We start from the raw sequence: 13,205 nt of genomic DNA on the forward strand, positions 1-13,205 counted from the left end.
AGGAGCCGTCACCATGGCACCCACGGGCAACGCCCTCCTGACCGCACCCGACGCGACCGCCTTCCGCACGGCGATGGGCACCTTCCCCACCGGAGTCACCCTGCTGACCCAGGGCTTCGGGTCGGACACCATCGTGATGACCCTCAACAGCCTGACCTCCGTCTCGCTGGAGCCCCTGCTGCTGCTCGTCTCCGTCAAGGCCGACGGGCGGATGCGGCCCTGGATCGAGCGGGCCGGCAGCTTCGCGGTGAACATCCTCACCGAGGAGCAGCAGGACCTGGCCTCCGAGTTCGCCCGGCCCGACCGGCCGGTGGGCCAGGCCGCGGTGCGGCGCCTGGGCGCCGTCGAGGGCGTCACCGGTGACGCCCTGCTGCCGGGCGCGGCCGCCTCCTTCGCCTGCCGGCTGGAGAACGTCGTCGAGGCGGGCGACCACGCTCTGCTGATCGGCCGGGTCGCCGCCGTCCACCAGGGCCCGTCGGAGGCCCGCCCGCTCCTCTTCCACGGCGGCCGCTTCGCCCGGCTGCCCCAGGCCCGGGAGGCCGCATGACCGCCCCTGCCCCTGCCCCTGCCCCTGCCCCTGCCCCTGCTGTCCAGGAGACCTCGCTACGGGCCGTCGCCGAGGGCGTGTACGCCTTCGAGCAGCCGCCCGGCGGGTGGTGCCTGAACAACGCCGGGCTGATCACCGCCGGAGGCCGGGCCGTCCTGGTCGACACCGTCGCCACCGAGTCCCGCGCCCTGCGGCTGCGGGAGGAGGTGCTGCGGATCGCCCCGGACGGGCCGGACTTCGTGGTCAACACCCACTTCCACGGCGACCACGTCTTCGGCAACTCCCACTTCGCCCCAAGCGCCACCGTCGTCGCCGGGGAGCAGACCCGCTCCGACATGGCCGAGTCGGGCCTGGGCCTGTGCCACCTGTGGCCGCAGGTCGAGTGGGGCCGCATCGAACTCGCCCTGCCCGACCTGACGTTCCGCGACACCCTCACCCTGCGCGCCGGGGACCTCACGGTGGAGCTGCTCCAGGTCGGACCCGCGCACACCGCCGACGACGTGGTCGCCTGGGTGCCGCAGCGGCGGGTGCTGTTCACCGGCGACGTGGTCTGGTCCGGCGTGACGCCGTTCGTGCTGATGGGCTCCCTCCAGGGCTCCCTGCGGGCCCTGGCCCGGCTGCGGGCGCTCGGCCCGCAGGTCGTGGTGCCCGGCCACGGCCCGGTCGGCGGACCGGAGTCGATCGACGCCACGGAGGCGTACCTGCGGTGGCTGGGCGCCCTCGCCCAGGACGGCCTGCGCGACGGCCTCACCCCGCTCCAGGCGGCGGAGGCGGCCGACCTCGGCGAGTTCGGCGAACTCCTGGACGGCGAACGGCTGGTGGCCAACCTGCACCGCGCGTACGGCGAGCTGCGGGGGCTGGCGCCGGGCGCGCGGATCGACGTGGCGGCGGCCTTCGGCGAGATGGTCCGCTTCCACGGCGGGCTGCCGGCCTGCCACGCGTGACCATGCGCGCCAACGCGACGGTGCGGCCGGGGAGATCCGAACTCCCCTGCCGCACCGTCGCGTTGGCGCCTCTGTGGTTCTACGGGGCCTGTCGGTTCACTGCTCGGCCGGGGCGTCGCGGTGGATCTCCCGGTACTTGGTGAGCAGCCGGCCGTCCCGGCGCACCAGCACGTCCTCCACGGTGAAGGTCGGCTCGAAGGTGATGCCGCCGGCGCGGTCCGTCAGGGCGACCAACGTGTAGTAGGAGACCTTGAGTTCGCCCTCCTCGCCGCCCTCCACCGGCTCGATGAGCAGGTGCTCGAACCAGTGCCGGGGGGCGATGTCGCGGTAGCGCGGCAGGCTGCGCCGCATGCCCTCGATCATCTGCTCCCGGCCCTCGGCCTTGGCGCCGTTGGAGTGCACCACGACGCCGTCCTCGGTGAAGGTGGCCGCGAAGCCGTCGATGTCGAGGCTGTCGACCCGGCGCATCTGCCAGGCGTAGAAGGTCCGCACCTCCGCGTAGAGATCCCCGCTGACCTGGACCGGGGCCGTCCGAACCGGCTGAGACACAGTGCCTCTCCTCGCGTCGCGATGCCCCTGGTCGGGGCGGTTGCGCCCCACCCTGCCGGGAGGCCCTGAAGGGCGGCTGGAGCACGGGTCGGGCCACGGGATCGAGCCCCGCTCTAGCGGCCGCTCGCATCCTCGCCACCTCCGAGCGCACCGCACCACGAACCCGCACCACACGAACCCGCACCACGAACGGCCCGACGCCCCGCCAACCGCACCACGAACCGCCCCGGGAGGACGCGGATGACCACGGACGAGACCACCACCGCACACCGCGCCGCCGAGCTGGCCGAGCTGAAGGCCCGGGTGCTGGCCGGCCCGAGCGAGCAGGCCACCGCCGCGCAGCACGCCAAGGGCAAGCTGACCGCCCGCGAGCGCATCGACCTGCTCTTCGACCCGGGCACGTTCACCGAGATCGAGGGCCTGCGCCGCCACCGGGCCACCGGCTTCGGCCTGGAGGCCAGGAAGCCGCACACCGACGGCGTGGTCATCGGCTGGGGCCTGGTCGACGGACGCCAGGTCTTCGTCTACGCCCACGACTTCCGCATCTTCGGCGGCGCGCTGGGCGAGGCCCACGCCCAGAAGATCCAGAAGATCATGGACCTGGCCGCCTCCGCCGGCGCCCCGCTGGTGGGCCTGTGCGACGGCGCAGGCGCCCGCATCCAGGAGGGCGTCACCGCGCTCGCCGGCTACGGCGGCATCTTCCAGCGCAACGTGCGCAACTCCGGGGTGATCCCGCAGATCTCGGTGATGCTCGGCCCCTGCGCGGGCGGCGCCGCCTACTCCCCCGCGCTGACGGACTTCGTGTTCATGGTCCGCGACATCTCCCAGATGTTCATCACCGGCCCCGACGTCGTCCAGGCCGTCACCGGCGAGGCCATCACCCAGAACGGCCTCGGCGGCGCCGACGTCCACGCCGAACGCTCCGGCGTCGCCCACGCGGCGTACGACGACGAGGAGAGCTGCCTGCTCGACGTCCGCTTCCTGCTCTCCCTGCTGCCCGCCAACAACCGCGAACTGCCGCCCGCCGAGCCCGTCGGCGACCCGGTGGACCGGCGCTGCGAGGCGCTGCTCAGGCTCGTCCCCGCCGACCCGTCCCGCGCCTACGACATGCGGGCCGTGCTGCGCGAGATCACCGACCACGGGGACTTCTTCGAGGTGCACGAGCAGTGGGCGGGCAACGTGCTGTGCGCGCTGGCCCGGCTCGGCGGCCAGGTCGTCGGCATCGTCGCCAACCAGCCCTCCGTCCTGGCCGGCGTGCTGGACATCAACGCCTCCGAGAAGGCCGCGCGCTTCGTCCAGTTCTGCGACGCCTTCAACATCCCGCTGGTCAGCCTGATCGACGTCCCCGGCTTCCTCCCGGGCGTCGACCAGGAGCACGGCGGGGTCATCCGCCACGGCGCCAAGCTGCTGTACGCCTACTGCAACGCCACCGTGCCCCGCATCTCGCTGATCCTGCGCAAGGCGTACGGCGGCGCCTACATCGTCATGGACTCGCGCTCCATCGGCACCGACCTGGCGTACGCCTGGCCGACCAACGAGATCGCCGTGATGGGCGCCGAGGGCGCCGCCAACGTCGTCTTCCGCCGTGAGATCGCCGCCTCCGACGACCCGGAGGGCACCCGCGAGCAGCTCGTGAAGCAGTACAAGGACCAGCTGATGCACCCCTACTACGCCGCCGAACGCGGCCTCGTGGACGACGTCATCGACCCGGCCGAAACCCGCGCCCGGCTGATCGACGCCCTCGCCATGCTCCGCGGCAAGGTCACCTCCCTGCCCGGGCGCAAGCACGGCAACCAGCCCCAGTGAGTCTCCGTTCCAGCGAGAGGACCCTCGGATGAACGTCGACCAGCCCCTGTTCCGCGTCGAGAGCGGCAGCCCCTCACCGGAGGAACTCGCCGTCGTGACCGCCGTGTTGACCGCCCGGATGCGGGCCGAAGCCCCCACCGTGGAAGCCGGGCGGGCCGCCTGGACGGTCACCCGGCTCGGCCCGGCGGGCGCCTGGTCCGTCGGGCCCGCGGCGGCCTGGCAGACCGCCGTCTGAGCCCGCTCCGCACGAGAGAGGGCCGGCTCGCCCACGCGGGGAGCCGGCCCTCTTCTCCGTGTCTCAGACGTTCTGGCGCGCCCGCAGGAAAGTCTTGAGCTCGAAGCCGGGCTCCGCCACCTCCCGCGGGGTCGGGCCCTGCGCCCCGCCGCTCAGGAGGCGGCGGCTGAGCAGGTGCTCGGCGGGCCGGTTGACCGACTCCACGCCCGCCAGGCGGCCGGCCCGGAAGCAGTACACCGAGAACCGGCTCGTCGACGGGTCGCCGGCCACCACGGCCTGGTCGTGCCCGTCCGTCACCCCGGCGATCTGCAGCCGCAGCGCGTACTGCTCCGACCAGAACCAGGGCAGCGCCGTGTACGGCTCGGCGTCACCGCAGATCGCCGCGGCGGCGCAGCGGGCCTGGTCGGTGGCGTTCTGGACGGAGACCAGGCGCAGCGGCCGGCCCGCGTGCGGGCTCGGGAAGCGGGCGCAGTCGCCGACGGCGTAGACGGCCGGGTCGCTGGTGCGCAGGTGCTCGTCGACGAGGACGCCGTCACCGACGGCGAGGCCCGCGTCGGCCGCCAGTGCGGTGTTGGGCAGCACGCCGACGCCGACGACGACCAGTTCGGCGAGGGCCAGTTCGCCGCTCTGGGTCTCGACGGTGGCGACGTTCCCCCGGCCGTCCCCGTGGAGGGCCTTCACGGAGCGCCCGCAGCGCACGTCCACGCCCCGGTAGCGGTGCTCCTCCTCCAGGTAGTCGCTCATCACGTGACTGACCGCCCCGGCCATCAGCCGCGGGCCCGCCTCGATGACGGTCGCGCCCAGGCCCAGGGCCCTTGCGGTGGAGGCGAGTTCGAGGCCGATGAAGCCGCCGCCGATCAGCGTGACGTGCCGTACGCCGGACAGCCGGGCGAGCACCGCCTCGGCGTCCGCGAGGCGGCGCAGGGTGTGCACCCCGGCCAGCTCGGCGCCCGGGATCGGCAGGTGGCGCGGGCGGGCGCCGGTGGCGAGCACGAGGTGGGTGTACGGCAGGCGGGTGCCGCTCGCCAGCACCACCTCCTGCAGTTCGCGGTCGAGTTCGACGGCCCGGTCACCGAGCACCAGGTCGACGGCGTGGTCCCGGTAGTAGGCCCGGGAGCGCAGGGTCAGGTCGGCGCGCACCCCGGCGTCCAGCAGGTAGCCCTTGGACAGCGGAGGCCGCTGGTACGGCAGTGCGTCCTCCTCGCCGACCAGGGTGACGGGGCCGGCGAACCCGTTCTCGCGCAGCGCCGCGACGGTGTCCGATCCGGCCTGCCCGGCGCCGATGACGACGACGGAGGGGCCGTCCTTCGCGCTCGTGGTGGTCACGTCCTTGCTGCTCATGGTGGCTCCCGTCAGCCGAGGAGGGACGCGATGCGGTCGACCTGGCCGAGGTCCTGGGACCAGCACATGAACACCAGCTCGTCCGCGCCGCTCTGGCGGCACATGTGCAGGACGTACTGCAGCTGCTGCTCGGAGGTGACCATCCACTCGCTGATCTTCTGGCTGGTGATGTACGAGCCCGGGTAGTCCAGGAACGCGTAGTAGGCGGTGAGGCGGCGGCGGGCCTCCTCGACCACCTCGGGCGAGCCGATCGCCACGTTGACCTGGGCGAGCAGCTGCGGCCTGCCCTCGCGCCCGGCGGCCGCCCACTCCGCCTCGACCTTGCGGAAGATGCTGCCCTCGGCGTCGGGCACCATGTTGCTGATGTAGCCGCCGCCCCAGCGGGCGACGCGGCGCAGGGCGGCGTCGCTGTAGCCGCCGAACAGCAGCTTCGGGCCGCCGGCGGAGGCGGTCGGCGGGGCGACCGGGCCGAGGGCGCCCTCCTGCTCGGAGCCCGGCCAGACCTGGAGCAGGCGCTCCACGTTGGCGTCCAGCAGGCGGCCGCGCTGGGTCTTCTTCAGGCCGACGGCGGCGTAGTCGTCCTCGCGGTCGCCGAGGCCGAGGCCGAGCTCGAAGCGGCCGCCGGAGAGCAGGTCCAGGGTCGCGGCCTGCTTGGCCAGCACCACCGGGTCGCGCAGGGCGGCCAGCAGCACCTGGCTGCGCAGCGTCACCCGGGAGGTGACGCCCGCGACGGCGGCGAGCGTGATCAGCGGGTCGGGGCAGGGGTACACCAGCCGGTCGAAGACGGCGACGGCGTCGAAGGGCCCCGCCTCGATCCGGCGCGCCCACTCCAGCGCGGCCTCGGGTGCGGCGATCGGCAGGCTGATCCCAGTTCTCATCGCTTCTCTCCCCTGGTGGGTGTGCGGGCCCGGCGTGGGCCTGGCGTGGGCAGTACTCGTCCGGCCCAGTGTGCGAACGCCCGACCGAGGGCGGGTCGGGCGGCGCTGGAGGCGTCGCGCGCTGTACCGGACCTCGACCGCCCCTTCAGCTCACGGCCTCAAGCTGCGGGCCCGGGACCCGCACCCGTGGTCCCTCCCCCCACCACAAGCAACTCATCGACAGGAGACGGCGGATGGCAGTGAAGCGACACCCCCGCGGTTCCCGGAAGGCCCTGCTGGTCGGCGCGAGCGTGCTCGGGGTGCTCGCCGCCGCGCTGGCCCCCGCGCCCCTGGCCGCCGCGGCCGACGGCGAGGATCTGACGGCCCGTCAGAGGCTCAGCTGGTCGGCCTGCGACTTCGACCCCACCCTCGAATGCACCACCGTCCAGGTGCCGTTGGACTACGCGCACCCGCGCGGCCCCCATCTCGGCATCGCCGTCAGCCGCCTCAAGTCCGCCGGCGGGCACCGGCGCGGCGTGCTGCTCTCCTTCAACGGCGGCCCCGGCGGCGACGGCGGTCTCGGCCGACGCACTCCGCAGCGCCTGGCAGCCGGCCCGCTGCACGGCGCGTACGACCTCGTCGGCTTCGACCCCCGCGGCACCGGGGCCTCCTCCCCGCTGCTGTGCAAGGTGACCCAGCCGACCGTCGCCTTCGACTCCCGCCCCACCGACGCCTCCCTGCCCGGCCTGTACGCCGACGCCCGCGCCACCGACCAGGCGTGCGCCCAGGCCGGCGGCGAGCTGCGCCGCACCGTCAACTCGGCCACCGTCGCCCGCGACATGGACGCGATCCGCGCAGCCCTCGGCGAGCGCAAGCTCAACGTGCTCGCGTACGGCGACTCCACCTACACCACCGCCGTCTACGGCACCCTCTTCCCCCACCGCCTCGACCGCAGCGTCCTGGACTCCTCCCGCAACCCCGACGTGGACTGGCACGGCCAGTACAAGAGCCAGGCGTACGCGCTGCGCGCCAACGTCGACCAGTGGGCGGCCTGGACGGCCGACCGCGACGGGCACTTCTCCCTCGGTGACTCCTCCGAGGGCGTGCTCGCCTCCGTCGAGCAGGTGGTGACCGCCCTGAACACGGCGCCCGTCGGCTACCTCAACCGCACCGCCTTCGACGACGCCGTCGGCCGGCTGGCCACCGACCGCACCAAGTGGGCCCAACTCGGCGACCTCGTCGGCGCGTTGCGCGACCGCCCGCAGGCCCCGGAGACCGTCCGGCTGGCCAACGCCGTCCTCTCCCCCTGGTCCTCCCCGCAGGGCGACACCCGCCCCGGCACCGTGGAGGCCACCACCTGCGAGAACGACTGGCCCACCGATCTGGCCTCCTACGCCGCCGACGTCCGCGAGTTCCGGGTGAAGTACCCGTACGGCCTCGGCGCCCTGCGCGCCCAGCCCTGGGTCTGCGCCTTCCGCAGCTTCACCCCCTCCGAGCGGCCCCCGTACATCCGCAACGCCGGCTACCCGAAGGGCCTGGTCGTCCACGCCGAGGGCAACCCGGTGCTGCAGTACGCGGGCGGCCAGGCCATGGCCCGCCGCCTCGGAGACCGGCTGCTCACCGTCGCCGACGACGGCGGCAGCGACGTCTACCTGGTGCGCGGCAACACCTGCGTCGACCAGAAGGTCACCCGCTACCTCCTCACCGGCGCCCTGCCCGCCGCCTCCGACTCCACCTGCGCGGGCGCCCCCCGCCCGGCGATCCCGGCCGACGACGAGTCGTAGCCCCCGCACAACCGAAGGGCCCGCCACCGGAGTTCGGTGGCGGGCCCTTCAGTCGTGAGGTTCGGGTGTCAGGTTCGGGTGTCAGGTTCGGGTGTCAGGTTCAGCCGTCGGATCAGACCAGCTGCGAGGCGGCGACGGCCTCCTCGACCGCGGCCTCCTCCGACACCACCCGCGGGGCCCGGCGCACGCCCGGGACGGCGAAGGCGACCAGGACGGCCGTCAGCAGGAACCCGGCGCAGACGTGGAAGGCCAGGCTGTAGCCCGCCACCATCGCGTCCGGGAACTGCACACCCTGCATCGCCTGGGCCTTGGTCCGCGCCGTGGCGATGGCGACCAACACCACCAGGCCCAGCGCGCCGCCCAACTGCCGCGTGGTGTTGAGGAGTCCGGAGCCCAGACCGGCGTGCTCGGCGGGCAGACCGGCGGTGGCCGCGCCCGTCGAGGCCGTCAGCACCAGGCCCTCGCCGATGCCGATCAGCAGCAGCGGGCCGAACAGCCCCGCGAAGTACCCGGTGTGGGTGCCCGCCTGGGCCAGCCAGAGCATCCCGGTCGCCCCGGACACCAGCCCCGCCACCAGCACCGGGCGGGCGCCCAGCCGGGTGACCGGTCCGGCGATGCCCCGGGCGGCGCCGAAGATGCCCAGCGCCAACGGCAGGTAGGCCGCGCCGGTCTGCAGCGGGGTGTACTGCAGCACCACCTGGAACAGCATCGAGATGAAGAAGAACATCGTGCCCAGCGCGCCCCAGGCGAGCACCGCCACCAGGTTGGCCGCCGAGACGGACCGGTTGCGGAACACGGCCAGCGGCACCAGCGGGCGGCTCGCCAGCTTCGCCTGGTCCAGCAGGAACAGCGCCAGCAGCAGCACCGCGGCGCCCAGCGCCACGACCACCCGGGTGCCCGCCCAGCCGTACGCCTCGCTCTCGTTGATGCCGTACACCAGCGCCGCCGTACCGACCGTCAGCGTCGCCGCGCCGAGCAGGTCCAGCCGGCCCGCGCCCTCCTTGCGCTGCTCCGGCACGTACCGGTACGCCAGAACCAGCAGCAGCGGGCCGAGCACCGCGCTCGCGAACAGGGTGCCGCGCCAGGAGATCCACTGCGTGATCATGCCGCCGAGCAGCACACCGGTCGCCGCGCCGCCGCCGGCCACCGCGCTCCACAGGCCGTACGCCTTCGCCCGCGCCAGCCCGTCCGTGAACGTGGTGCCGAGCACCGTCAGCGTCACCGGCACCAGGATCGCCGCGCCGACCCCCTGGAGCCCGCGCGCCGCGACCATCGCGTTCGCCGACTGGGCGAAGCCGCCCGCCAGGCCGGCCGCGGTGATCAGGGCCGCGCCGGAGAGGAACACCCGCCGCTGCCCGTACAGGTCGGCGAGCCGGCCGCCGAGCAGCAGCAGGCCGCACAGCGCGATGGCGTAGGCGTTGAACAGCCAGTGCAGACCGGTGGGGTCGAAGCGCAGGCCCTCGGCGATCTGCGGTACCGCGATGTTCACCGAGGCGACGTCCAGCACGAACACGAACTGTCCGAGGCAGCACACTGCCAGGATCACCCCGGGGTGCACAGCTCGTCTGTTGGGCACACTCATCGTCAACCACCCTCATCCGTGGCTCCGGCACGCAATCTGGTCGTGCCTCCGTTGCGGCGGGACGCTCCGGCTGGACGCCGGAATACCGCTAGCGCACCGGTGGAGCGCGGTCCGGACCAGGGGCCCTCCAGTGGTATGCGACCGGGCCGGAGGACCGTCCGAACCACATCCGGACCCCGAACAGGAGTGCCATGCCCACCCCGAGATCCACCTCATGAAGCTCCGGCTGCTCGCGGCCTCCGCCGCCCTCGGACTCCTCGCCACCGGCTTCGCCCAGGCCCCGGCGGTCGCCTCGGACTCCCGCGGACCGCGCTGGAGCGCCTGCGACTTCGACGCCCGCCTGGAGTGCGCGACCCTCCCGGTGCCGCTCGACCACAACGACCCCCGCGGCAAGCGGATCGACCTCGCGCTCAGCCGCCTCAAGGCCGCCGGCCACTCCCGGGGCATCCTCCTCGCCGTCGACGGCGGCCCCGGCGGCAACCAGGGCATGGGCCGCACCGCGCCGCTGCACTACGCCGACACCCCGCTGCACGGCAGCTACGACCTGATCGGCGTGGACCTGCGCGGCAACGGCGCCTCCGCCCCCGTCCAGTGCGAACGCACCACCCCCACCGCCGCGTTCGACTCCCGCCCCGCCGACTCCGCCTTCCCCGCCATCCTCGCCGACGCCAAGGCGAGCGAGCTGGCCTGCGAACGCGCGGGCGGCGACCAGCGCCGCTACATCGGCACCGTCGCCGCCGCCCACGACCTCGACCAGGTCCGGGCCGCCCTCGGCGAGCGGAAGCTCAACTACATCGGCTACGCGTACGGGAGTTACCTCGGCGCGGTCTACCAGACGCTGTACCCGCAGCGCCTCGACCGCATGGTGCTCGACTCGGTGCGCCACCCGGACTGGACGTGGCGGCAGCAGTTCATGTCCCAGGCGGTCGCGATCCGCGAGAACGTCGACGCCTGGGCCGACTGGGCCGGAGACCGCAACGGGGCTCTGGGGCTGGGCAGTTCGCAGGACGAGGTGCTCTCCACCGTCGAGGACACGGCTACGGCCCTGGCCACCGCGCCGGTGCACGGAACGACACGGACCGCCTTCGACGCGACGGTCGGGGCGATGGCCGACGACCGCACCAAGTGGGCCGATCTCGCCCACTACATCCGCTCGTTGACCCCCGCCTCCCCCGCCTCCCCCTCCCTCGCCCCGACCGCCTCCCCCGTTCTCCGCTCCGGCATCCTCGAGGCCACCACCTGCGAGACCCCCTGGCCCACCGACCCCGAGGTCTACCGCCGGGACATGGCCCGCTACGAAGCCGACTTCCCGTACGGCCTCGGCGTCACCCGCGCCCAGCCCTGGGCCTGCGCCTTCCGCTCCGACCCGCCCGAGGCCCCGCCGCAGATCCGCTCCGGCGGCCACCGCCCCGGCCTCATCGTCCAGGCCGAGAACGACCCGCAGACCCCCCTCGCGGGCGGCCTCGCGATGGCCCGCCGCCTGGGCGACCGCGTGATCACCATCCCCGACGACGGCAGCAACGCCATCTACGCCAAGCGCGGCTACCGCTGCGTCGACGACCAGGTGAACCGCTACCTGCTCACCGGCGACCTGCCCCACGCCACCCGCACCACCTGCGCCGGCGCACCGCGCCCCGACGTCCAGGCCGACTGAACCTCCTGATCAGAAAGGTCACTCACATGTCCGTTTTCGAAGGCCGCATCGTCGTCGTCACCGGCGCCGGCACCGGCATCGGCCGCGCCGCCGCCCTGGAGTTCGCCAAGCTCGGCGCCAAGGCCGTCATCGCCACCGGCCGCCGCAAGGACCGCCTCGCCGAGACCGCCGCCGAACACCCGGCGATCGTCCCCGTCGTCGCCGACGTGACCACCGACGAGGGCACCGAGGCCGTCGCTTCCGCCCTCGAGCCGTACGGCGACAAGCTCGACGTGCTCGTCCACAACGCCGGCATCTACCGCCAGACCCCCGCCTGGGACCCGAACCTCGCCTACGCCCGCGAGATGCTCGAGACCAACGTCCTCGGCCCGGTCCGGCTCACCGCCAAGCTGCTCCCGCTCCTGAAGAACGCCCGCGGCAACATCGTCTTCGTCTCCAGCGTGGCGGGCCACAAGCCCGAGCCCTACGCCTCCATGTACGCCGTCTCCAAGGCGGGCGCCCACAGCCTGACCCTCACCTGGGCCAAGGAGCTCGCCTCCGACGGCATCCGCGTCAACGCCGTCGCCCCCTCGGCCGTGCGCACCGAGGTCTACGAGGCCAACGGCCTCTCCGGCGAGATCATCGACGGCCTCTTCCAGGGCTTCGCCAAGGCCAACCCCCTGGGCCGCACCGGCACCGTGGAGGACGTCGCCCCCTGGATCACCCACCTGGCGGCCCCCAACGCCTCCTGGGTCACCGGCCAGATCATCGTCATCGACGGCGGCGCCGACCTCACCTCCGCCGCCGACAGCCCCTGGTCCCCCTACCAGGGCGACAGCGACGGCGCCGCCTGGTCCAACTGACGCCCGGCGCATCGACACGACGGCCGCCCGCTGTGTGGGAGGCGGGCGGCCGTCGGCGTTCAGTTCAGGACGATCGTGTACGAGGGTACGAAGTGCGCGCAGGTCGTGGCCTTCTGGAAGTTGTCCACCAGCCACGGGTACTTCTTGACCCGCTCGATCACGACCTGCCCCGTCGCCGGCCCGAAGTACCCGTCAGCCTTGAGCGGGGCAGCGGCCCAACTGGTGCTCGCCAGCTGCTGGATCCGCTTGACCCCGTACTCGGTCTGGGGGCCGAAGCGACCGTCCTCCAGGATGTGCAGGCCCGTCAGCTGGTTCACGAAGTACTGGACGCACTGAACCTGCAGACCGGGGTTCGGGTAGCCGTAACCCACGGTGGGATTACCCGGATCGGCCTGCGCGCTCGGCACCCCGAGCCCCAGAAGAACGGCAGCCCCGGCGAGGGCCGTTGCGCCCCGCCGAAGAATGCGGGCATTCCGCATGGAAACCTCATCACATGATCGTGCAGTCAGAGAGCGGTGATCATATCCACCCCGCTCAGCGCTCCCGCACCATCACCACCAGCCGGGGCGAGTCCGCCGTGGCCGCCTGACTGTTGAACGCCCGATACCCCCAACCTTCGTACACGGCCAGCACCTTGCCGCCTCCGGCCAGCGGATTCACCATCAGCGTCACCCGGCTCTCCCCCCTCCCGGCCAGCAACCCGTCGTGAATCCGCCGCGCCACCCCCGTCCCCCGCCAGCCGGCCCGGACCCCGATCTCCCGCAGCGCCAACACCGGCTCATCCGCGAACCCCTCGGGCAACGGCTCCGCCATCCGCCCCCAGTACCGGTCCCCGGCCCCCACCCGGTTCCCGCACGCGTACCCCACCACCACCCCGTCCTCGTACCCCAGCACCAACCCGAACCCGGCCTCCCCCGCCGACCGGTCGAGCCGCTCCGCGAACGCCTCCACGCTGTAGTTCGCCAGATGCGACAGCGGCGCCCGGACATCCGCGTACACCTCCAGCAGGTCGTCCCGCACCCGCCCCGCCACCTCGCCGTAGTACCGAATCTCCACGCTCACGC

13 protein-coding genes are annotated in these 13,205 nt (G+C 73.4%); 7 read left to right on the forward strand and 6 right to left on the reverse strand.

Annotated elements, in window-relative coordinates:
- Window positions 1-13 precede the first annotated feature (13 nt).
- Both ACIBCA_RS09860 and ACIBCA_RS09865 read left to right on the forward strand, forming a co-directional pair.
- Window positions 14-547: a flavin reductase family protein gene (locus tag ACIBCA_RS09860; RefSeq protein WP_396282330.1), complete on the forward strand. Its 534-nt coding sequence runs from the start codon at window positions 14-16 to the stop codon at window positions 545-547.
- Complete coding sequence (locus ACIBCA_RS09865; protein WP_396282331.1) at window positions 544-1,491, forward strand: MBL fold metallo-hydrolase; 948 nt, start codon at window positions 544-546, stop codon at window positions 1,489-1,491. The genes ACIBCA_RS09860 and ACIBCA_RS09865 overlap by 4 nt, the downstream gene beginning before the upstream one ends.
- 96 nt (window positions 1,492-1,587) lie before the next feature.
- Here ACIBCA_RS09865 and ACIBCA_RS09870 read toward each other — a convergent pair whose 3' ends face one another.
- The gene (locus tag ACIBCA_RS09870; RefSeq protein ID WP_396282332.1) at window positions 1,588-2,040 is read right to left on the reverse strand and encodes a nuclear transport factor 2 family protein; all 453 of its coding nucleotides are present in this window, start codon (window positions 2,038-2,040) and stop codon (window positions 1,588-1,590) included.
- A 240-nt stretch (window positions 2,041-2,280) separates the two neighbouring features.
- On the opposite strand from ACIBCA_RS09870, the gene ACIBCA_RS09875 reads away from it, so the two are divergent.
- Window positions 2,281-3,846, forward strand: a complete 1,566-nt coding sequence (locus tag ACIBCA_RS09875) for an acyl-CoA carboxylase subunit beta (RefSeq protein ID WP_396282333.1) — start codon at window positions 2,281-2,283, stop codon at window positions 3,844-3,846.
- A gap of 28 nt (window positions 3,847-3,874) precedes the next feature.
- Window positions 3,875-4,081, forward strand: coding sequence for an acyl-CoA carboxylase subunit epsilon (locus ACIBCA_RS09880; protein WP_396282334.1), 207 nt, complete (start codon window positions 3,875-3,877; stop codon window positions 4,079-4,081).
- 63 nt (window positions 4,082-4,144) lie between these two features.
- On the opposite strand, the gene ACIBCA_RS09885 is transcribed toward ACIBCA_RS09880, so the two are convergent.
- Both ACIBCA_RS09885 and ACIBCA_RS09890 read right to left on the reverse strand, forming a co-directional pair.
- On the reverse strand, window positions 4,145-5,422 hold the full coding sequence (locus ACIBCA_RS09885; RefSeq protein WP_396282335.1) for an NAD(P)/FAD-dependent oxidoreductase: 1,278 nt from the start codon (window positions 5,420-5,422) through the stop codon (window positions 4,145-4,147).
- Window positions 5,423-5,433: 11 nt separating this feature from the next.
- Window positions 5,434-6,300, reverse strand: coding sequence for an LLM class flavin-dependent oxidoreductase (locus ACIBCA_RS09890; RefSeq protein WP_396282336.1), 867 nt, complete (start codon window positions 6,298-6,300; stop codon window positions 5,434-5,436).
- Between the two features lie 233 nt (window positions 6,301-6,533).
- On the opposite strand from ACIBCA_RS09890, the gene ACIBCA_RS09895 reads away from it, so the two are divergent.
- Window positions 6,534-8,063 (forward strand): alpha/beta fold hydrolase, encoded by a 1,530-nt coding sequence (locus tag ACIBCA_RS09895; RefSeq protein ID WP_396282337.1) that lies wholly within the window; start codon window positions 6,534-6,536, stop codon window positions 8,061-8,063.
- A 112-nt stretch (window positions 8,064-8,175) separates the two neighbouring features.
- On the opposite strand, the gene ACIBCA_RS09900 is transcribed toward ACIBCA_RS09895, so the two are convergent.
- Window positions 8,176-9,645: an MFS transporter gene (locus ACIBCA_RS09900; RefSeq protein WP_396282338.1), complete on the reverse strand. Its 1,470-nt coding sequence runs from the start codon at window positions 9,643-9,645 to the stop codon at window positions 8,176-8,178.
- 214 nt (window positions 9,646-9,859) lie between these two features.
- Between ACIBCA_RS09900 and ACIBCA_RS09905 the strand changes: the two genes are divergently transcribed.
- Both ACIBCA_RS09905 and ACIBCA_RS09910 read left to right on the forward strand, forming a co-directional pair.
- On the forward strand, window positions 9,860-11,299 hold the full coding sequence (locus ACIBCA_RS09905; RefSeq protein ID WP_396282339.1) for an alpha/beta fold hydrolase: 1,440 nt from the start codon (window positions 9,860-9,862) through the stop codon (window positions 11,297-11,299).
- A gap of 26 nt (window positions 11,300-11,325) precedes the next feature.
- Complete coding sequence (locus ACIBCA_RS09910) at window positions 11,326-12,141, forward strand: SDR family NAD(P)-dependent oxidoreductase (RefSeq protein ID WP_396282340.1); 816 nt, start codon at window positions 11,326-11,328, stop codon at window positions 12,139-12,141.
- Between the two features lie 59 nt (window positions 12,142-12,200).
- On the opposite strand, the gene ACIBCA_RS09915 is transcribed toward ACIBCA_RS09910, so the two are convergent.
- Both ACIBCA_RS09915 and ACIBCA_RS09920 read right to left on the reverse strand, forming a co-directional pair.
- Entirely contained in the window at window positions 12,201-12,548 is a 348-nt protein-coding gene (locus tag ACIBCA_RS09915) for a peptidoglycan-binding protein (protein ID WP_396282341.1), read from the reverse strand.
- Between the two features lie 127 nt (window positions 12,549-12,675).
- Window positions 12,676-13,203 (reverse strand): GNAT family N-acetyltransferase, encoded by a 528-nt coding sequence (locus ACIBCA_RS09920; protein ID WP_396282342.1) that lies wholly within the window; start codon window positions 13,201-13,203, stop codon window positions 12,676-12,678.
- Window positions 13,204-13,205 lie beyond the last annotated feature (2 nt).

The sequence above is a fragment of the Kitasatospora sp. NPDC051170 genome (assembly GCF_044455705.1).
In the GTDB taxonomy this organism is placed as follows: Bacteria; Actinomycetota; Actinomycetes; order Streptomycetales; family Streptomycetaceae; genus Kitasatospora.

Excerpts from the sequence above, each read along its gene's own strand:
- ACIBCA_RS09860 (WP_396282330.1), top strand. The coding sequence starts at position 14 with ATGGCACCCACGGGCAACGCCCTCCTGACCGCACCCGACGCGACCGCC.
- ACIBCA_RS09865 (WP_396282331.1), top strand. The coding sequence starts at position 544 with ATGACCGCCCCTGCCCCTGCCCCTGCCCCTGCCCCTGCCCCTGCTGTC.
- ACIBCA_RS09875 (WP_396282333.1), top strand. The coding sequence starts at position 2,281 with ATGACCACGGACGAGACCACCACCGCACACCGCGCCGCCGAGCTGGCC.
- ACIBCA_RS09880 (WP_396282334.1), top strand. The coding sequence starts at position 3,875 with ATGAACGTCGACCAGCCCCTGTTCCGCGTCGAGAGCGGCAGCCCCTCA.
- ACIBCA_RS09885 (WP_396282335.1), bottom strand. The coding sequence starts at position 5,422 with ATGAGCAGCAAGGACGTGACCACCACGAGCGCGAAGGACGGCCCCTCC.
- ACIBCA_RS09890 (WP_396282336.1), bottom strand. The coding sequence starts at position 6,300 with ATGAGAACTGGGATCAGCCTGCCGATCGCCGCACCCGAGGCCGCGCTG.
- ACIBCA_RS09895 (WP_396282337.1), top strand. The coding sequence starts at position 6,534 with ATGGCAGTGAAGCGACACCCCCGCGGTTCCCGGAAGGCCCTGCTGGTC.
- ACIBCA_RS09900 (WP_396282338.1), bottom strand. The coding sequence starts at position 9,645 with ATGAGTGTGCCCAACAGACGAGCTGTGCACCCCGGGGTGATCCTGGCA.
- ACIBCA_RS09905 (WP_396282339.1), top strand. The coding sequence starts at position 9,860 with ATGAAGCTCCGGCTGCTCGCGGCCTCCGCCGCCCTCGGACTCCTCGCC.
- ACIBCA_RS09910 (WP_396282340.1), top strand. The coding sequence starts at position 11,326 with ATGTCCGTTTTCGAAGGCCGCATCGTCGTCGTCACCGGCGCCGGCACC.